This window comes from Gordonia liuliyuniae, from assembly GCF_021738805.1.
Classification (GTDB): Bacteria; Actinomycetota; Actinomycetes; order Mycobacteriales; family Mycobacteriaceae; genus Gordonia; species Gordonia liuliyuniae.
On sequence record NZ_JAKKOR010000001.1, the window covers coordinates 99,592 to 118,426 of the forward strand.

19 protein-coding genes are annotated in these 18,835 nt (G+C 67.3%); 12 read left to right on the forward strand and 7 right to left on the reverse strand.

The annotated features are described in order from the left end of the window. Position 1: 1 nt before the first annotated feature. Positions 2-316: a chorismate mutase gene (locus tag L5G33_RS00445; protein WP_236996173.1), complete on the reverse strand. Its 315-nt coding sequence runs from the start codon at positions 314-316 to the stop codon at positions 2-4. A gap of 92 nt (positions 317-408) precedes the next feature. Between L5G33_RS00445 and L5G33_RS00450 the strand changes: the two genes are divergently transcribed. Next, on the forward strand, positions 409-2,268 hold the full coding sequence (locus L5G33_RS00450) for a hypothetical protein (RefSeq protein WP_236996174.1): 1,860 nt from the start codon (positions 409-411) through the stop codon (positions 2,266-2,268). Positions 2,269-2,278: 10 nt separating this feature from the next. On the opposite strand, the gene L5G33_RS00455 is transcribed toward L5G33_RS00450, so the two are convergent. Beyond that, on the reverse strand, positions 2,279-2,878 hold the full coding sequence (locus tag L5G33_RS00455) for a hypothetical protein (protein ID WP_236996175.1): 600 nt from the start codon (positions 2,876-2,878) through the stop codon (positions 2,279-2,281). Between the two features lie 95 nt (positions 2,879-2,973). Between L5G33_RS00455 and L5G33_RS00460 the strand changes: the two genes are divergently transcribed. After that, positions 2,974-5,493 (forward strand): UvrD-helicase domain-containing protein, encoded by a 2,520-nt coding sequence (locus tag L5G33_RS00460; protein WP_236996176.1) that lies wholly within the window; start codon positions 2,974-2,976, stop codon positions 5,491-5,493. 162 nt (positions 5,494-5,655) lie between these two features. On the opposite strand, the gene L5G33_RS00465 is transcribed toward L5G33_RS00460, so the two are convergent. Beyond that, positions 5,656-6,591, reverse strand: coding sequence for a M23 family metallopeptidase (locus tag L5G33_RS00465; protein ID WP_236996177.1), 936 nt, complete (start codon positions 6,589-6,591; stop codon positions 5,656-5,658). A 222-nt stretch (positions 6,592-6,813) separates the two neighbouring features. On the opposite strand from L5G33_RS00465, the gene sucC reads away from it, so the two are divergent. The 6 genes from sucC to L5G33_RS00495 all read left to right on the forward strand — a co-directional run bounded on the left by sucC (position 6,814) and on the right by L5G33_RS00495 (position 11,495). Beyond that, complete coding sequence (gene sucC, locus L5G33_RS00470) at positions 6,814-7,977, forward strand: ADP-forming succinate--CoA ligase subunit beta (protein ID WP_236996178.1); 1,164 nt, start codon at positions 6,814-6,816, stop codon at positions 7,975-7,977. A 12-nt stretch (positions 7,978-7,989) separates the two neighbouring features. Further along, positions 7,990-8,892, forward strand: coding sequence for a succinate--CoA ligase subunit alpha (gene sucD / locus L5G33_RS00475; protein ID WP_236996179.1), 903 nt, complete (start codon positions 7,990-7,992; stop codon positions 8,890-8,892). A 98-nt stretch (positions 8,893-8,990) separates the two neighbouring features. Beyond that, a complete protein-coding gene (locus L5G33_RS00480; protein WP_236996180.1) occupies positions 8,991-9,515 on the forward strand; it encodes a hypothetical protein in 525 nt (174 codons plus the stop codon). Further along, on the forward strand, positions 9,508-9,948 hold the full coding sequence (locus L5G33_RS00485) for an RDD family protein (RefSeq protein WP_236996181.1): 441 nt from the start codon (positions 9,508-9,510) through the stop codon (positions 9,946-9,948). The genes L5G33_RS00480 and L5G33_RS00485 overlap by 8 nt, the downstream gene beginning before the upstream one ends. A gap of 59 nt (positions 9,949-10,007) precedes the next feature. Next, on the forward strand, positions 10,008-10,643 hold the full coding sequence (locus tag L5G33_RS00490) for a TetR/AcrR family transcriptional regulator (RefSeq protein WP_236996182.1): 636 nt from the start codon (positions 10,008-10,010) through the stop codon (positions 10,641-10,643). 51 nt (positions 10,644-10,694) lie between these two features. Next, complete coding sequence (locus L5G33_RS00495) at positions 10,695-11,495, forward strand: mycofactocin-coupled SDR family oxidoreductase (RefSeq protein WP_236996183.1); 801 nt, start codon at positions 10,695-10,697, stop codon at positions 11,493-11,495. 16 nt (positions 11,496-11,511) lie between these two features. Here L5G33_RS00495 and L5G33_RS00500 read toward each other — a convergent pair whose 3' ends face one another. Both L5G33_RS00500 and L5G33_RS00505 read right to left on the reverse strand, forming a co-directional pair. Then, positions 11,512-11,838: a nuclear transport factor 2 family protein gene (locus L5G33_RS00500; RefSeq protein WP_236996184.1), complete on the reverse strand. Its 327-nt coding sequence runs from the start codon at positions 11,836-11,838 to the stop codon at positions 11,512-11,514. 28 nt (positions 11,839-11,866) lie between these two features. Continuing rightward, the gene (locus L5G33_RS00505; RefSeq protein ID WP_236996185.1) at positions 11,867-12,622 is read right to left on the reverse strand and encodes an SDR family oxidoreductase; all 756 of its coding nucleotides are present in this window, start codon (positions 12,620-12,622) and stop codon (positions 11,867-11,869) included. A gap of 63 nt (positions 12,623-12,685) precedes the next feature. On the opposite strand from L5G33_RS00505, the gene L5G33_RS00510 reads away from it, so the two are divergent. Continuing rightward, positions 12,686-13,375 (forward strand): TetR/AcrR family transcriptional regulator, encoded by a 690-nt coding sequence (locus L5G33_RS00510; RefSeq protein WP_236996186.1) that lies wholly within the window; start codon positions 12,686-12,688, stop codon positions 13,373-13,375. Between the two features lie 93 nt (positions 13,376-13,468). On the opposite strand, the gene L5G33_RS00515 is transcribed toward L5G33_RS00510, so the two are convergent. After that, positions 13,469-14,584, reverse strand: coding sequence for a CaiB/BaiF CoA transferase family protein (locus L5G33_RS00515; protein WP_236996187.1), 1,116 nt, complete (start codon positions 14,582-14,584; stop codon positions 13,469-13,471). 150 nt (positions 14,585-14,734) lie between these two features. Between L5G33_RS00515 and mftE the strand changes: the two genes are divergently transcribed. From mftE to mftG, 3 genes are read left to right on the forward strand one after another with little or no spacing between them, the layout of a single operon-like run. Next, a complete protein-coding gene (mftE, locus tag L5G33_RS00520; RefSeq protein ID WP_236996188.1) occupies positions 14,735-15,445 on the forward strand; it encodes a mycofactocin biosynthesis peptidyl-dipeptidase MftE in 711 nt (236 codons plus the stop codon). Then, complete coding sequence (mftF, locus tag L5G33_RS00525; protein WP_236996189.1) at positions 15,442-16,872, forward strand: mycofactocin biosynthesis glycosyltransferase MftF; 1,431 nt, start codon at positions 15,442-15,444, stop codon at positions 16,870-16,872. The genes mftE and mftF overlap by 4 nt, the downstream gene beginning before the upstream one ends. A 49-nt stretch (positions 16,873-16,921) precedes the next feature. Then, positions 16,922-18,136, forward strand: coding sequence for a mycofactocin system GMC family oxidoreductase MftG (mftG, locus tag L5G33_RS00530; RefSeq protein WP_236996190.1), 1,215 nt, complete (start codon positions 16,922-16,924; stop codon positions 18,134-18,136). 27 nt (positions 18,137-18,163) lie between these two features. On the opposite strand, the gene L5G33_RS00535 is transcribed toward mftG, so the two are convergent. After that, the gene (locus L5G33_RS00535) at positions 18,164-18,835 is read right to left on the reverse strand and encodes a vitamin K epoxide reductase family protein (RefSeq protein ID WP_236996191.1); all 672 of its coding nucleotides are present in this window, start codon (positions 18,833-18,835) and stop codon (positions 18,164-18,166) included.

An 18,835-nucleotide genomic window follows, 5' to 3' on the forward strand; every position in this document is an offset into this window, starting at 1 on the left:
GTCAGCGGCCGAGCGGTCCGCGTCCCAGACGCAGCAGCAGCATCGCGAGGGTGTGCCCCTCCGAACCGAGGGCCGAGAAGCGGTCGAGAACCTTGACCTCGCGGCTGTGCACCAGCCGGGGCCCGCCGGTCGCCATCCGGTACGCGCCGATCTTCTTCGAGACGGCGCTGCGCCGCTGGATCGCGGCCAGGATGACCGCGTCCATCCGGTCGATCTCCAAGCGCAGGGTGTCGATGTCGTCGGGGAGGTCGGCGACGTCGGCGCTCAGGCCGTCGATTCCCAGGTCCCGGTTCGCCGGGTCGGTTGGCTCAGTCACGTCTATCGATTTTGCCACGCGTCGACCGCCGCGTGTCGCGAGACCGGCGTGGGACCGGCACCACGGCGCGCGGGGTGCGCGACAATGCTGGAATGCCGCACGCCCGCACGCTCGTCCCCGCCGCTGTCGTCCCTGCAGCCGCCGTCGTCCCCATCGCCGGAGCCCTCCTCGTCGCGCAACTCGTCGTACGCGCGTGGCTCGTCGCTCGCGGCAACTTCTACTGGGACGATCTCGTTCTCATCTCGCAGGCGTCGAGCGATCCGATCCTCAGCTGGGACTACCTCGGCAGCAGCCACGACGGGCACTTCATGCCGGGAGCGTTCCTGGTGGCCGGAGTGTCGACGGTGATCGCGCCCGTCCAATGGTGGCTGCCCGCGGCGACCCTCGTCGTGCTGCAGGCGATCGCGTCCCTCGCGGTGTGGCGGATGATCCGGATCATCACGCCGCGTGCGGGCGTGGCGGCGCTCGCAGCGTTCGCGTTCTATCTCTTCGTCCCGATGACGATCAGTGCGTATGTGTGGTGGGCGGCGGGCCTGAACACCCTGCCGATGCAGGCAGCGCTCGCGTACGTCGTCGGCAACGCGATCCTGTTGGTGCGCGACGACGTGTCCGACGCTCGCCGGACCCGGCTCGTCGTCTGCGCGGTGGCCGCCTTCGTGATCGCGCTCACGTTCTTCGAGAAGTCGCTGCTGATACTCCCCGTCGCATTCGTCGCGGCACTGCTCGCGACGCGCCGGCGGACCAACCGATTCGAGCATCCCGACACCGACTATCGGACGTCAGCGTTGACGGTGACGTTTACCCGGGCGCGCAACTTGTGGGCGATCCTCGGGACGGTGTTCGTGGCGTGGGCCGTCCTGTTCTTCGCGACCACCACCGCGACGGAGGGCAGCCATTCGTTCTCGCAGACGGCGCACCTGGTGTGGCGGAGCATCAACAACGCGATCGTCCCGTCATTTGCGGGCGGGCCGTGGAATTGGGAGAGGTGGGTGCCGTCGCCGCCGATGGGTCTCGCGCCTGTCTGGATGATCGTGCTCGGTTGGGTGATCATCGCGGTACTCGTCGTGTCGACGGTGCGCGCGACGCGCGGTGCCGTCGCCGTCTGGGTGTGCGCCGCGCTCTACGCAGTGCTCGCGCAGGCCCCCGTCCTGTGGACTCGGTCCGGCGAGTTCACCTCGCTCGAACTCGCGCAGACGATGAGGTATCTGCCCGATACCGCGCTCGTGTTCACCATCGCGTTCGCATTGATTGCGGCAGCTCCGAGCGCCAGCGGAACGCACGCCGCCGCATCCGAACCCGATCGGCGTCCGACGATCGCGGTGGCCGTCGGAGCAGTGCTGCTGGTCGTTTCGTCGATGATCGCCACGAGCGCGTACTCGACGTCGTGGCGCGAGGACCCCACCGCCGACTATCTCGCGAACGCGCGCCAGGCGATGAAGGACAACGCGGGGCGCACCATGTTCGACCAGGCGGTCCCGTTGGAGGTGCTGCTCCCGGTGGCCTACCCGGACAACCAGATCAGTCGGATCTTCGGGCGCCTCCCCGAACGGCCGGAGTTCGGGTCGTACACCGACGACCTCGTCGTCCTCGACCCGACCGGTAAGGCGACGCAGGGGGCGGTCACGCGAGCACGGACAATCGAGCCAAGTGCGGGCTCGTGCCGCAGGCCGGGCATCGCGGGACCGGAGCGGTTGGCGCTCGACGGGCCGCTCCTCGACCTCCAGTGGACCTTGCAGATCAGCTATTGCGCGGACCGCGACGGCGAGATCGAAGTGCGGCTTGACGGAGGCGATCCGTTGCAGATACCTGTCCAGTCGGGTCTGCACGTGGTGTATGCGCAGTTGACCGGGCACGGCGACGGCGTGCAGATCCGTCCGGTCACGCCCGGACTGCACCTGCACACGGGTGAGGGCCGGGTCGGGAACGCGGTCATGGCCGGACTGGCGCCGTAGTCGCTCGGGACTAACTCTCCGCGAAGCGGCGCAACAGCAGGTCGGAGCCGGTGCCGGGCTCATCATGCTGACTGTGTCTGCCGAGATCGTAGCCGGATCGGACGACGTCGTCGTGCGCTTCGGTGAGTACGACGCGACACCAGCCGTCGTCGTCCTTGGTCAGCGTGTCCGCAGCGGCGAAGGCGTAGATCTGCCACACCGAACCGTCGACGAAATCGTCGAGTGACGGCGCTACGACGAGGTCCGCGATCAGCGCCTCGACCTCCTGCCCGTCGACGTCGAACGCGACGCGGACGAGCACGTACGGTGCGATCTCGCTCTCCGGCTCGGGTTCGGTGTTGAAGTGGTCGCGGCCGATCACCCGAGCCGGTCGGGGAGTCCGATCGAGGGCGGGAAGCTGCTTCCGGAATCCCATCGTCCCGATGACGAGTACACCGAAGCAGGAGGCGAGCCCACCGACGATGATGCGTTCGATCCAGGTCGAGGCGGGGTGGCGGAACAGACCGATCACCAGCCACAGGAGAAGGACGACGCAGATCACGGACGCCGCTCTCATCAACCTGCGATCGGCGGCCAGCCGTTCCTGGGCGGTCGGCAGAGGATCGGGCACGATTACTCCTTCCCCGAGCCGAGGTCGTGCTCAGACTATCGCGAGGCGACCGTCGAGAGGGACTTGTCGGACCTCGCGGGTAGCCTGGCTAGGCGATGAACTCCTCGAACTCTCCTGCGCCCGGGCCAGCTGCCGCCGAACTCACCGACCGCGGTCGAGAGCTGCTCGACGGGCTCAACCCGCAGCAGCGCGCGGCCGTCCTCCACCAGGGTGTGCCGCTGTTGATTGTGGCGGGTGCGGGTTCGGGGAAGACCGCGGTGCTCACGCGCCGCATCGCGTTTCTGCTCGCCGAACGGGATGTGACGCCCGGCCAGATCCTGGCGATCACGTTCACCAACAAAGCGGCGGCCGAGATGCGCGAACGCGTCATCGACCTGGTCGGTCCGCGGGCCGCCTACATGTGGGTGTCCACGTTCCACTCGACGTGCGTCCGAATTCTCCGCGCGCAGTCTGGACTGCTGGGCAGCCGCAACTCGAACTTCTCGATCTACGACGCCGACGACTCTCGTCGGCTCCTCGGCATGGTGATCCGCGACCTCGGGCTCGACGCGAAGAAGTTCAGTCCGCGCGGCGTCGGCACCGTGATCTCCAACCACAAGAACGAGCTCGTCGAGCCCGACGAGGCCGCCGCGCAGGCCTCGGCAGGCGACCAGCCTGATCCGACGGCGCAGACGATCGCCGAGATCTACGCCGAGTACCAGCGTCGCCTCGCCTCGGCTAACGCCTTCGACTTCGACGACTTGATCGGCGAGACGGTGTCGCTGCTGCAGCGGCATCCGGAGGTCGCCGAATACTATCGTCGCCGCTTCCGCCACGTGCTGATCGACGAGTACCAGGACACCAACCACGCCCAGTACGTCCTCGTCCGCGAACTCGTCGGCGACGAGCCGACCGCATCGGATAGCCCCGGAGGGGCGGTCGCACCGTCCGAACTATGCGTTGTCGGCGACGCCGACCAGTCGATCTATGCCTTCCGTGGCGCGACGATCCGCAACATCGAAGAGTTCGAACGCGACTACCCGAACGCCGAGACGATCCTCCTCGAACAGAACTACCGGTCCACGCAGACCATCCTGTCGGCGGCCAACGCCGTCATCTCCCGTAACACGGGGCGTCGCGACAAGCGCCTGTGGACCGACTCCGGCGACGGCGAACTCATCACCGGGTACGTCGCGGACTCCGACCGCGAGGAGGCCGCGTTCATCGCCAAGGAGATCGAGCAGCTCGTCGACTACTCGATCGGTGGTTCGGCGAGCCACACCTACGCCGACGTCGCCGTCTTCTACCGAACCAACACGGGTTCGCGCGCACTGGAAGAAGTCTTCGTGCGGCACGGCATGCCGTACAAGGTGGTCGGCGGGACCAAATTCTACGAACGCAAAGAGGTGCGCGACATCGTCGCCTACCTGCGTGTGGTCTCCAACCCCGATGACCAGGTGAGCCTGCGCCGGATCCTCAACACTCCGCGACGCGGCATCGGCGACCGTGCCGAAGCGTGCGTGGCGGTCCACGCGGAGAACCTCGGCGTCAGCTTCTATCAAGGCCTGCTCGACGCCACGGAGAACCGCGTCGCACTGCTCAATACACGCGCCGTCAAACAGATCACGGCATTCGTCGAGCTCATCGAAGGGCTCCGCAACGACTTCCTCATGTCGTTCGGTGCGGTCGGCGGCGCAGCGGACGAAGCGGTCGCCGACGCGACCACCGAGGGCGCCGACATCGGCGACCTCGTCGACGCGATCATCGACCGGTCCGGGTATCGCAGTGAACTCGAAGCGTCCAACGACCCGCAGGACGGCGCCCGACTGGACAACATCAACGAACTCGTCGCCGTCGCCCGCGACTTCAGTCTGGAGGCCGCGCAGCGCGCCGAAGCCGACGACGAAACCGACATCGACCCGGACGCGCCCGCTCCCGCGGAGGAGGGCGAGCCCGAACCCGGTTCGCTTGCCGCCTTCCTGGAGAAGGTGTCCCTCGTCGCCGACGCCGACCAGGTGCCCGACGAAGGCGACGGTGTCGTCACCATGATGACGCTGCACACCGCGAAGGGGCTTGAGTTCCCGGTCGTGTTCGTCACCGGCTGGGAGGACGGACACTTCCCGCACATGCGCGCGCTCGGCGACCCGAACGAGCTCAGCGAGGAACGACGACTCGCCTACGTCGGGATCACCCGAGCCCGGCAGCGCCTCTATCTGACGCGCGCGATGTCCAGAGCCTCCTGGGGGCAACCAGTGTCGAACCCGGAATCGCGTTTCCTGCAAGAGATCCCGCAACACCTCATCGATTGGCGACGCACCGAGCCGCGTCGCGCACCGCGGGAGTCACGGGGTGCGTTCGGCTACTCGTCGAGCAGTGGTTCCGGCTTCGGCAGTTCAGGCTTCGGGGACTCGGGGAATCGCAGGTCGTCGTTCGGCTCGCCCGATCCCACACGTGCCCGCAGCAAGGCCGTGCACTACGACATCGGGGACCGCATGAACCACCCCAAGTTCGGGATGGGCAAGGCCGTCGCGAAGGAGGGCAGTGGAATCACCGAGCGGATCACGTTCGACTTCGGCGGCTCCGTCGGACGGGTCACACTGATGACCGCCGGCGGTCTGCCGGGCGAGAAGTTGTAGGGCGCTCAGCGCTCGATTTCCGCACACTCGCCTACGTTGTTGCAGCCTCAATGCATCTTAGCCGCCTGAGCTTAGCTTGCTAAGACGCATTGAGGCTGCGACGAGAGAATTGAGGCTGCGGCAACAGGGTTGAGGGTGTGTGGCCGGCCGGTGTGCGGCGGGTCAGCCGTGGAGGGCGGACAGGCGGACGCCCTTCGCGGCGAGCCAGACGGCGGGATCGATCTTCATCTTGCCGTCCTTCCACACCTCGAAGTGGACGTGCGGTCCGGTGGAGAAGCCTTCGCTGCCGACGACGGCGATCGTATCGCCCGCGGTGACGTGCTGGCCCTTCGAGACGTGCACACCCGATGACGACATGTGGCCGTACATCGTGATCGTGCCGTCCGGAGCCTTGATCTGCACCCAGTTGCCGTACCCTGACGCCGGGCCCGCCTCGACGACGACGCCGTCGGTCGCCGCGTGGATCGGGGTGCCGAGCGGCGCGGCCAAGTCGATGCCCCCGTGGAAGGCGCCCCATCGCGGCGCGAACGCCGACGTCAGGTCGTAGACGCCCAACGGGATCGGGCTCATCACTTCGGGCCTGAGCTTCGCTTCGCGGGCGGCGGCCTTCGCCTTGGCGAGCTTCGCGCCCTGCGGAAGCTGATCGTCGAAGACGCTCATGTCTGATTCGGGGGTCGACGCGGCGATGCCGGGACCGAGGTCTGTGCCGGTGCCCGACGCGGCGAGCGTCACATCGGGGGCGGGCGGTTCGGCGGCCGGCGTCGACTGCTGCGCGCCCGAGCCGGAGAGTGCGAACGCGCCCGCGCCTGCGGCCATCGCGACCAGTGCGGTGCGCGCTTTCAACGCGGAGGACGGCGCCCGGAGGCGGTGGCGACCGCGAGGTTCGGGATGCGACGTCGTCGTGGTCACCGAAGCGGTGGGCGTCGGAATGTCGCCGTCGGCGACGGGGATCTCGGTGGTGGACACCGCGTCGTTGCACGGGGTGGCGCCGAGCCCGAGCCGGAGGCTGCGGGACGGAAGCGGAATGTCGAGGGTGGCGGGTTCTTCGACGACGGGAGCGGTGGGGTTCTCCGAGCGCAAAGCGCTACCTGCTGCCACCGTCTACTCACCTCGTATCGTGCCTGGTCTCTGTGACCATCCTGTTACCAACCCAGTTGACGGTAACCAACAGTCCGCCTGAAGTCCACCTTGGGCGAGGACTGAGTGAGATGGGGCACAAGGTTCGCACCGAGTGCGAAGCGACGCGGGCAACAGGATTACAGTCCGTTATGGTCCGCGTTACACCGAAGCGGACGAAACTTACTTCAGATGGTGAGCTGAATGGATCTCTTCGAATACCAGGCGAAGGAACTGTTCGCCAAGCATGGGGTACCCACCACACCGGGTCGGGTGACCGATACTGCAGCTGATGCACGGGCGATCGCCGAGGAAATCGGCAAGCCCGTCATGATCAAGGCGCAGGTCAAGGTCGGCGGACGTGGCAAGGCGGGTGGCGTCAAGTACGCCGCGACCCCCGATGACGCACAGACACACGCTGAAAACATCCTCGGGCTCGATATCAAGGGCCACGTCGTCAAGCGACTTCTCGTCGCGGAAGCCAGCGACATCGCCGAGGAGTACTACATCTCGTTCCTGCTCGATCGGTCCAACCGCACCTACCTGGCCATGTGCTCGGTGGAAGGCGGCATGGAGATCGAAGAGGTCGCCGCGACGAAGCCGGACCGACTGGCCCGCATCGCCGTCGACGCGGTCAAGGGCGTCGACCTGGCGTTCGCGCGTCAGATCGCTGAGGCAGGCCACCTGCCCGCCGAGGTCCTCGACGCAGCAGCCGTGACCATCCAGAAGCTGTGGGAAGTCTTTGTCAACGAAGACGCCAGCCTGGTCGAGGTCAACCCGCTGGTCCGCACCCCCAATGACGAGATCCTCGCCCTCGACGGCAAGGTGACCCTCGACGAGAACGCCGACTTCCGTCAGCCCGGCCACGCCGAGTTCGCCGACAAGGAAGCGACCGATCCCCTTGAGCTCAAGGCCAAGGAGAACGACCTCAACTACGTCAAGCTCGACGGACAGGTCGGCATCATCGGCAACGGTGCGGGTCTGGTCATGTCGACGCTGGACGTCGTCGCATACGCAGGCGAGAACCACGGCGGCGTGAAGCCCGCCAACTTCCTCGACATCGGCGGCGGCGCATCGGCCGACGTCATGGCCGCGGGCCTGGACGTCATCCTCGGTGACGAGCAGGTCAAGAGTGTCTTCGTGAACGTCTTCGGTGGCATCACCGCGTGCGACGCGGTCGCCAACGGCATCGTGGGCGCCCTCGAGAAGTTGGGCGACGGCGCGAGCAAGCCGCTCGTCGTCCGCCTGGACGGCAACAAGGTCGAAGAGGGTCGCAAGATCCTGGCCGACGCCAACCACCCGCTGGTGACCCTGGCGGAGACCATGGACGCCGGCGCCGACAAGGCCGCCGAGCTGGCGAGCAAGTAGGAGCCGGAAAACATGTCGATCTACCTGAACAAGAACAACAAGGTCATCGTCCAGGGCATCACCGGCGGCGAGGGCACCAAGCACACCGCGCTGATGCTCAAGGCCGGCACCAACGTCGTCGGCGGCGTCAACGCCCGCAAGGCAGGCACCACCGTGTCGCACGTGGACGCTGACGGCAACGACGTCGAGCTGCCTGTCTTCGGCTCCGTCGCCGAAGCCATGGAGTCCACCGGCGCCGACACGTCGATCGCCTTCGTTCCGCCCGCGTTCTCCAAGGATGCGATCATCGAAGCCATCGACGCCGAGATCCCGCTGCTCGTGGTGATCACCGAGGGCATCCCGGTGCAGGACTCGGCGTACGCCTGGGCCTACAACGTGGAGAAGGGCGCCAAGACCCGCATCATCGGTCCGAACTGCCCGGGTGTCATCACCCCGGGTGAGGCGCTGGTCGGCATCACGCCGAACAACATCACCGACAAGGGCCCCATCGGCCTGGTCTCCAAGTCGGGCACCCTCACCTACCAGATGATGTACGAGCTGCGTGACCTCGGCTTCTCGACCGCCATCGGTATCGGCGGCGACCCGGTCATCGGCACCACGCACATCGACGCCATCGAGGCGTTCGAGGCCGACCCCGAGACGAAGCTGATCGTCATGATCGGTGAGATCGGCGGCGATGCCGAAGAGCGTGCGGCCGAGTACATCAAGGCGAACGTCTCCAAGCCGGTCGTCGGCTACGTCGCGGGCTTCACCGCCCCCGAAGGCAAGACGATGGGTCACGCGGGCGCGATCGTGTCCGGCAGCGCCGGCACCGCGCAGGCGAAGAAGGAAGCTCTCGAAGCCGCAGGCGTGAAGGTCGGCAAGACCCCGAGCGAGACCGCTCGACTCGCACGCGAACTCTTCGAAGCCCTGTGATTCGGTAACGAGGATCGCGTTCACCCGAACGCACGCCACGACGCCCCGATCGGCCGCAAGCCGATCGGGGCGTCGTGCATTTCTGGCATGATCAGTCAATGATCCAGAGCCTGATCGCGGAGACCGTGGGGCGGGCGGTCGCGTTGCCGGGCAAGACGATCCGCTTCGTCCTGTCCGAAGCGCTCACCTATCTCACCGAGGAGATCGATCTGACCGGGGTTCTATTGACCGGTGTCGACCTGAACCGGATCGTCGCAACCCTCGACGTCAATGCGGTGATCGAGAAGATCGATCTGAACATGCTCCTCGAGACTGTGGACCTGAACGCGCTCCTCGAGACTGTCGACCTGAACGCTGTCCTGGACTCCGTTGACCTGCCCAGGCTCCTCGCCCGACTCGACTTGGACGCGCTGCTCGCCGACCTCGACTTGGATGCGCTGCTCGACCGGGTGGACGTCGACGCTCTTCTCGACGGTGTCGACATTTCGTCCATGGTGCGCGGTGCGAGCACCACGGTGACCACGGAGATGATCACCGACGTCCGCGGCGGGAGCGAACGCGCCGACGACGCCGTCGAGAACCTCGTGGGACGGATGCTCCGGCGGAAGACACGCGATGAATGACCGGCAAGCGCCGGTACCGGTGCGCGATGCGGGCATCGTCAGCCGGTCACTGGCGGCAGGCGTCGACCTCGTCGTGGTCCTCGTGCTGATGAGCGGCAGCTATCTCACAATCGCGTTCGTCATGTTCGCCGTCGACGTGCGCGACTTCAGCTTCCCGACCGTTCCGTGGATCTTCACCGCGACCGGCTTCTTCGTCGCATCGGCCGCCTACCTGTTCGTGTGCTGGTCCGTCACCGATCGCTCAGTGGGCCACGCGGTGCTCGGGTTGCGCGTCGCGAATTCGAAAGGCGGCCGCGTGCGGGTGCACTGGCTTCTGGTGCGCGCCGTGTTCTGCACGGTGTTCCCCTTCGGGTTGGCGTGGGTCGCGCTGTCGCCGCGCAGGCGATCGCTCCAGGACATCGTGCTGCGGACCAGGGTGGTGTACGCGGAGTGACGCCGACGCCGGGATAGAGTTCACCTCGACGATCCCTTACGATCCGGCGAGGAGCGGCGGTGCCCGAGCGTGCTGAACCCGATGCGGTGCCGGGGACGCGTCGTTCGCAGGCCAAAGCCGCACGACGGGCCGAGCTGATCTCCGCGGCCGCGCGACAGATGGCGCGAAGCGGATTCGCCGCCGTCCGGTTGGAGGACATCGGTGCGGAGGCGGGCGTCAGCGGCCCCGCGATGTACCGACACTTCAAATCGAAGATCGATCTCCTCGACCAGATGCTGCTGGACATCAGTGAGCGGCTGCACGAGGGTGGTGAGAGGGTCGTCGCCGCAGGCGGTGAGCCCGCCGCCGTCCTGGTGCGGCTCATCGAATTCCACATCGACGTCCTCGTCACCAAGCCCGACCTGATCACCGTGCAGGACCGTGATCTCACGTCGATGACGCCCGACGCCAACCGGACCGTCCGTTCGCTGCAGCGTCGGTACGTCGAGCGCTGGGTGGACGTCCTCGTCGACGCGGTGGGGGACGGCCTCGCCCGGGACGAGGCGCGGGTACGTGTCCATGCGGGCTTCGGTCTCCTCAACTCGTCGCCCCGACTGCCGCGGTATCCCGAGCCGGCGCTGCGCGAGTTGTTGACCGCGATGGCGCTGGGTGCGCTGTACGCGGGTTCGGGAGCGGAACCCGATCACCCGAACTAGAACGTGTTACAGTTTACCCATCTGCTGAGTGATTCGGGAAGGCGTACGCCAATGGGACGGTTCGACGGTCAGGTCGTGTACATCACGGGCATCGCACGAGGTCAGGGGCGCAATCATGCGATCCGATTCGCGCGTGAAGGTGCGGCGATCATCGGGATGGACATCGCCGATCGCGTCGCTGACCACACGACGTACCCGCCGGCGACGGCCGACGATCTCGCCGAGACGATCAAGCTCGTCGAACTGGAGGGCGGCAAGGTCTTGGCCCGCCGGGGCGACACTCGCGACCTGGCCTTCCAGCAGGAACTCGTCGCCGACGGCGTCGAACAATTCGGGCGCCTCGACCACGTCGTCGCGAATGCGGGCATTCTGTCGTGGGGCCTGTCGTGGGAGCAGACCGAAGAGCAGTTCACTGACCTCATCGACGTCAACCTGGTCGGCACCTGGAAGACGCTCAAGGCGTCCATCCCCGCGATGCTCGAAGCCCGCAACGGCGGCAGCATCACGGTGATCTCGTCGTGCGCCGGACTCAAGGCGATGCCCGCACAGGTCGGGTACGCGTCGTCGAAGTTCGGTCTGCGTGGGCTCGCGCAGGCCGTCGCAAAAGAGCTGGGCGACAAGCATATCCGTGTCAACTCGGTGCACCCGTACGCCGTCAACACCCCGATGGGCGTCGAAGACAAGTCGGCCTTCGAAGCCTTCGAGACCTGGGGTCGGCACTTCCCGTCGATGATGGATCACTACCCGGTCGCCAGCGTCGACGACCTCAGCGACGCAGTCATCTACCTGGCGACCGCCAAGGCCGTCACCGGGGCCGAGTTCCAGATCGACATGGGCTCGTCCAAGGTCTGAGCGGCCCCGCTGCCGGTCAGCCTTCGCGGATTGTCATCGAGGCCAGCCGGTTGCCCGCGACGTCGAAGACGAACGTCGACAGTCCGTTCGCGTGGGTGCTGCGCCAGTCGGCGACGACGGTGACAACCGAGCCATCGACGTGCGTGTCGGTCACGGTCATCGTCCCCGTGGCTCCGATGAACTCCTTGTCACTCCACGCTTTGATCTCGTCGCGCCCGGTGAAGACGCGGCCCCAGTCGTCGACGAATCCGTCGTCGGCGAAGGCGTTCAGGAATCCTTGTTCGTCATGGCGATTGACCGCGTCGATGAAATCGGTGACTGGGACGGGGATCGGTGTAGTCATGCTCGTCCTTTCGTAGTTCGGCAGATGATCAGCGGGTCGTGTAGCCGCCGTTGGCGAAGATCGTCTGGCCGGTGATCCACCAGCCGTCCGTTGCCAGGAAGCTGACGATGGGGGCGATGTCCTCGATCTGGGTCAGCTGGTTGCCCATGGCCTGCGACTTGTGGAACTCGACGCGCTCGGGCGTCTCCTGGCCGTAGAAGAATGGAGTGTCCATCGGGCCGGGGGCGATCGCCGTCACCGAGATGCCGCGCGGTGCATACTCCTTGGCTGCGGCCCGGGTGAAGTGTTCGACGGGGCTCTTTCCGCCCGCGTACGTCGAGTAGCCGTCCGTGAAGGCGGCGAGCAGAGCGGTGACGATGGTGATGATCTTGCCGCCGTCGTGCAACGTGCGCCCGGCTTCCTTGATGAAGAAGTAGGCGGACTTCGCGTTGACATCGAACATGCCGTCGTACTCGGACTCGGTGGTCTCGGCGATCGGCTTGCGGAGCACTTTGCCGACGGTGTTGACGGCGACGTCGAGCCCGCCCAGCGCGGCGACTGCGTCATCGAAGACCCGAGCGACGGTGTCTGGGTCGGTCAGGTCACCGGTCAGTAGGGTGCCGGTGCGACCGGCGGCCTGCACTGCTGCGAGGGTCGCTTCGGCTTCGGGCCGCGAGCCTTCGCTGTTGTAGTGGATGGCGACGTCGGCGCCGGCGGAGGCCGCTTGACGGCTGATGAGTCCGCCGAGATTCTTTCCTCCGCCGGCGACGAGGATCTTGCGTCCTTCGAGTGGGTACACGGTCATGGTTCCTCCAATGTGTCGTCGATATGTAGAACTGTATCAACGATACATGATTAGTGTAGCGGTGTGCCCGAGGTAGCGAAGAGCGATACACGCGCGCAGTTGATGGAGGCTGCCGCGGAGTTGATCGCGGCCTCGCCGGGCGAGGACTTCTCCCTCCGGGACGTCTGCGACCGGGTCGGGGTGCGCATGCCGACGCTCTATCACTTCTTCGGCAGCAAGCAGGGATTGATCGACGCCGTCGTCGAGCACGGGTTCGAGTTGTATCTCGAGGCGAAGCGAGGTCAGGAATCCAGCGGAGATCCCATCGCGGACATCCGCGACGGTTGGGACGCGCACGTCCGTTTCGGGCTGGAGAACCCCGGGTTTTACACGCTCATGTACGGCAAGGTGAGGCCGGGCTATTCGCCTGCGGCCCAATCGAAGCCGACGATGCTGCTGATGAAGCTGACCGCACGGGCCGCGGCGGAGGGCAGGCTGGCAGTATCGCCGGAGCAGGCGGCGGCGCACATCCTGGCGGCGAACATCGGCGTGACCCTGCGCGGGATCATTCTTGCCGAGTCGGATCCGGAGCTGTCGGTTGCGATGCGGGAGGCGACGATTGCAGGCATTACTGGAGAGGGTGGCGGTAGTGCGTCGAGTGATGACGTCCGTCGAGTGGCCTCCCTCGCATCAGGGGTGCCGGAGGTGTTGGGGGAAGCCGAGACCGCCCTGCTGAGTCGATGGCTACGGCGGCTCGCCGATCACCTGGATTGACCGAGTGGCCTCAAGTTCCCCGCTCAGCGGCGGCATGCGCGCACAAGCCGATGTCGACCCTGAGCGGGGAACTTGAGGTCAGCTAGGCGGAAGTCAGTCCTGCCAGAGCGCGGCGGGATCGGTGGCGGTGCGGGCGGGCGGCTCCGGCGTGACGGTTGCCGAGCGGGAGAAGCGGGGCGCCACCTGTGCCTGGGTCACGCCGTCGATGTCCACCAGGGTGCCGCGGGCGGCCAGATGGGGATCGTTCGGCGCTTCCTGCCAGTCCAGGATCGGCGATGTGCACGCGTCGGTGCCCTCGAAGATCACGGTCCACTCGTCGCGCGTCTTCGTTTTGAACACGTCGGTGAAGATTTGCTTCAGCTCGCCCCACTTGGCGAAGTCGTTCTGGCCCGGAATCGCTTCCGGGTCCAAGCCGAGGCCGTTGAGTAGTTCCGCGTAGAACTGCGGTTCGATGGCACCGACTGCCATCCATTTGCCGTCCGAACATTCGTAGACTTCGTAGTAGGGGGCACCCGTGTCGAGGAGATTGACCCCGCGTGCGTCCTGCCACAGGCCGGTGCCACGGAACGCCCACATCATCTGGCCGAGTGCCGACGCGCCGTCGACCATCGCGGCGTCGATGACCTCGCCCTTGCCGGAGACGCTGCGTTCGACGAGCGCCGCGAGGACACCCATCACGAGGAACATCGAACCGCCGCCGAAGTCACCGACGAGGTTCAACGGCGGGGTCGGACGCTCATCCCTGCGCCCGATCGCGTGCAGCATGCCGGTCAGCGAGATGTAGTTCATGTCGTGTCCGGCGAGCTCGGAGCGCGGACCGTCCTGGCCCCAGCCGGTCATCCGGCCGTAGATCAGCCTGTCGTTGACCTTCGCGAGATCGTCCGGACCGAATCCGAGACGCTCCATGACGCCCGGACGGAAGCCTTCGAGGACGACGTCGGCCTTCCCGACGAGGTTCAAGATCGTCTCGCGGTCGGACGGGTTCTTCAAGTTCGCTTCGACGACGCGACGGCCGCGCAGCATGGCATCGGCCTTGCGGTTCGGATCCGGCAGGTCACCGGGGCGCTGGACGCGGATCACGTCGGCGCCGAGATCGGCGAGAAGCATCGCGGCGTGCGGTCCCGGGCCGATGCCCGCGAACTCGATGACACGGATGGAGGCCAGGGGGCCGGAACGGCCCGACGGGGCGCGATCGGTCGACGTAGACATGAGAATTCCTCTGCGAATCGGACGTGTGCTGAATCACCTACTCCGACTCAGCATTACACACACCGCATCGGTGTATCAGCTGCGGGCTGGGCTATGAGGAAACGTCGACGGGCCTATGGCGACGGCGGACACGTCGGTAGGGTTACTGGAATGACCCCTGCGCTCGAATTGGGGGCCCGGGTGTGGAGCGACTTGATCGACAGAGATCTGACGATCGTCGTACCGGTCGGGGCCGTCGAACAGCATGGACCGCATCTGCCCGTCGACACCGACGGTCGGATCGCCACCGACATCGCCTGCCGCGCAGTCGAATCGGTGGCCGACGGCGACGTCCTCCTCGCGCCGACCATCGCCTACGGCGCATCCGGTGAACACGAGGGATTCCCCGGGACGGTGTCGATCGGCGCAGACGTGCTCGAACGGCTGATCGTCGAGTACGGCCGGAGCGTGTGCCGATGGGCCGCCCGCGTCGTGTTCGTGAACGGGCACGGCGGCAATGCGCTCGCGCTGGCCGCCGCCGTCGCACTCCTCCGATACGAGGGACGCGACGCGGCGTGGTGGCCGTGCGCTTTCGCGGACGCCGACGCGCACGCAGGAGACACCGAGACGTCGCTGCTGCTGTCGATGAGCCCGGGCGCGGTGCGCGTCGACGCGGTCGAGGCTGGCGTCACGACGCCGGTCGCCCAGCTGATGGACGGGCTGCGTTCCGGCGGTGTCGCCGCGGTCAGCCCGAACGGGGTCCTCGGGGATCCGACGTCCGCCGACGCTGCCCGCGGCGCGGCGATGCGCGCGGCGGGCGCGAGCGCACTCGCGACGTCATTGCAGGCGTGGACCGTGCGCGACGACGGGCGGCTCGCGTGAACGCAGGCACGGCAGGCCCGGCGACGACGACGCTACCGGCCGGATTCCAAGTGCAGATCGATCCGCGGTGCGCGCGCGGCGGAAACCTGCGCCACCTCGTCGGCGGTTCGCCGTTGCGGGTGATGAAACTGTCCGACCCGGCGTTGGGAATGACGTCGGGCGACGGCCGGATCGCAGTACACGACAACGGAACTCAAGTTCTCGCGCGCCGACTGCTCGATGCGGGCATCGCTCACCCGCGTCCCATGTCCGGGCCCGACGTCTCCGATGTGACCGTGGTGATTCCGGTGCACGGCAATCAGGCCGGGATCGACCGCCTGCTCAGCGCGCTCGGCGACGTCGAAGTGATCGTCGTCGACGACGCCTCCGACGAGCCGATCCGTGTGCCTGCCGGAGTCCGGTCGATCAGATTCGACGACAATCGGGGGCCGGCCGCGGCCCGAAACGCGGGAACCGCAGCGGCCGACACTGAGTTCGTCGCGTTCCTCGACTCGGACACCGTCCCGGAGAGCGGGTGGCTGACGATGCTGCTCGGCCATTTCGCGGACCCCACGGTAGCGATCGTCGCACCGCGGATCGTTGGTCTCGGCATGGTCTACAGCGGTGCGCAACTATCGGATTCGTCGGCCGTCGCCGAATACGCCAACCGCTTCTCCTCGCTCGACATGGGGCCGCGGGAAGCTCTCGTCGCCCCGGGCAGCCCCATCGCGTACGTGCCGAGCGCAGCAATGGTGATCCGCCGTGACGCATTCCTTGGCTTCGACGAGTCGCTGCGCGTCGCCGAGGACGTCGACCTGTGCTGGCGGACCCACGAGCACGGCTGGCGAATCCGGTACGACCCCATTGCGTCGGTCGGCCATGACCATCGAGAGACGTTGCGCGCCATGCTGAATCGGCGACGATTCTATGGGACGGGCGGTGCGGAGCTGGCGCTCCGGCACGGTGCGCTGGCTGCGCCGGTCGTCACGACGGTGCCGCTGGCCGCAGCGGTCATCGGGTTGATGATGCGCAGCCGGTGGGGCGCGCTGGTCGCCGCGGTGATCCTCGCGTTCGTGTACCGGCGGACGCGCCGGCTGCTCGGCGACGTCCCACGGGCACGGGCGATTGCCGCCCAGAACACGGCGCGCGCCGTCGGTTTCGGTCTGCTGCAGGCGTGTGCGGCGGTGCTGCGGCACTACTGGCCCGTGTCGTTGCTCGCGTTCGCGTGCAGCCGTCGCTTCCGTCGCTGGTTGCCGTGGGTCGCGGTTGCCGAAGCGGTCGCGATGTGGGTGCGCTTTCAACTCGTCGACCCGGAGGCTCCGGTGATGAGCCCACTGCACTACGCCGCCTACCGCCGCCTCGACGACCTCGCGTACGGGGCAGGGCTGTGGCAGGGTGCGCTGAAACGTCGCGATGTCGGTGCGCTGCGCCCAGTGATCTCCCGGTGACTCGGTGACTCCCCACCCGGCGAATCTCCGCCCGGCGGATTCCCGCCCGGTGAGCGCCGACGTGGTGATCGTCGGGGCGGGGTCGGCCGGATGCGTGATCGCCGAACGGCTGTCGCGAGACCCGTCGCGTGCAGTGATTGTGCTCGAACGCGGGCCCGGCGGACCGTTCGCGGCTCCGCTCGACCGTCTGCCCATCGATTCGCCCGACCGGGCGACGCCGATCGTCGAACGCGGCGGCAGGCCGGTGGTGCGGGGCAGCGGGGTCGGCGGGTCGTCGGCGATCAACGGCGCCTATTTCCTCCGCGGACACCGCGACGACTACCGGTCGTGGCCGTGGAGCGGTGACGAGATCGACTCCGCGTTCGATGCCGCCGCCGCGTCGATGCGGGCGACCCCGTTCGCCGACGACGAACTCGGCGTGCTGGCGCGTACGTTCGAGGCCGCGTGCGGTGGGCCCGTGAACACCGGGCCGTGGCCGAGCGACGGGCTGAACCGGGTGTGGAGCAACCGCGTCGACGGCGCCCGGTGGACCGCCGGGCACGTTCTGTCTGCGGCGGCGGGCCGGCCCGGGTTGACGATCCGACCCGGCGTCGACGTCGTCGCGCTGGAGACGTCCGGGGACGAGGTGGTCGGAGTCCGCGTGGCGACCGGGGAACTGATCGAGGCAGGCGAAGTGATCGTCTGCGCGGGCACGCTCGGCACCGCGCGACTCGTCGCACCGCTGGTCGGTCCGCTGCCGGTCCACGAGCACGCCGAACGGATCGTGCGATTCACGCCGCGGACGGCGCTGCGAGCTCCCGCATTGCTGCAGACTGTGCTGCACGTCGACGGGCTGGAGATCAGGGCGTACGGAGACGACTTCGCGGCGTTCACCTCGCTGGAGCCGACCGGGGCGCCGATCGGTGTCGCCGACAGGGCGGGCACCTCGGGTGTCGTCGACGGCGAATCGATCGATCTGGGCGTGCCGGACGCGGCGTCGTCGGAGAGGATGTCGCGCGGTGTCCGGCGGGTGGTCGACATGCTCGAGGGCCGCACGTTCGCCGACCTCGTCGAACCGGGGTCCGTGCGGGTGGATCCGGTGATCGGCCTGTCCCAGCACGCGTGGGGATCGTTACCGGCAGGCGAGGCGACCGATGCCGACGGCCGCGTGCAGGGGTGGCGCGGTCTACGGGTGGTCGACGGCTCGATCCTGCCCGGCCCGCTGCACAGCGGGCCGCATGCGAGCATCGTGATGCTCGCCGTGCTGGTCGCTTCTCGAATCTGATGTCGGTCGCTCGCGCGGAGAGGACCGTCAGAACAGGGTCCGCCAGTAGTCCCAGAACTCGACGCCGCCCGCGGCGATCACCGCGGCGTACCAGACGGGCAGCAGGACGCCCATCCATTCACGGATCGACCGGCCGATCCTGTTGTCGGGCAGGGCGCGCGAGACGCTGAGCACCAGGATCAGCGGGGTAATGGCCCAAACCACCATGCAGTACGGGCAGAGGGCGCCGATGCGGTAGATGCTCTGGAAGATCAGGTAGTGGACGAACACCCAGCCCAGGGCGGTGCCGATCGACAGCCCGATCCAGTACCAGCGGGGGAGCCGTACCCGGCCGATCGCGAGGACCGCGGTCACGATGACCACCGCGAACGCGGGGAGGCCGAGGATGGGGTTGGGGAACCCGAAGAAACGACCCTGCTCGGTGACCATGACCGATCCGCACGAGATGATCGGGTTGAAGTTGCACGAGAGGCTGGCTTCGGGGTTGATCAGCAGTTCGATGCGTTCGATCGTGAGCATCGCGGCCGCGGTCAGTCCGAGGATGCCAGTGATCAGGAGCACCCACGCCGCGATCGGCGACGTCGCGCGCGGCTCGGTCAGCGCACGACCGTTCCATTCGTCGGCGGACGCGGCGACAGGTTCGGCCGCTGGGCCGAGGCCGTCTGGCTCGGATGCGTCGGCGACGTCCTGCTCGGTCAT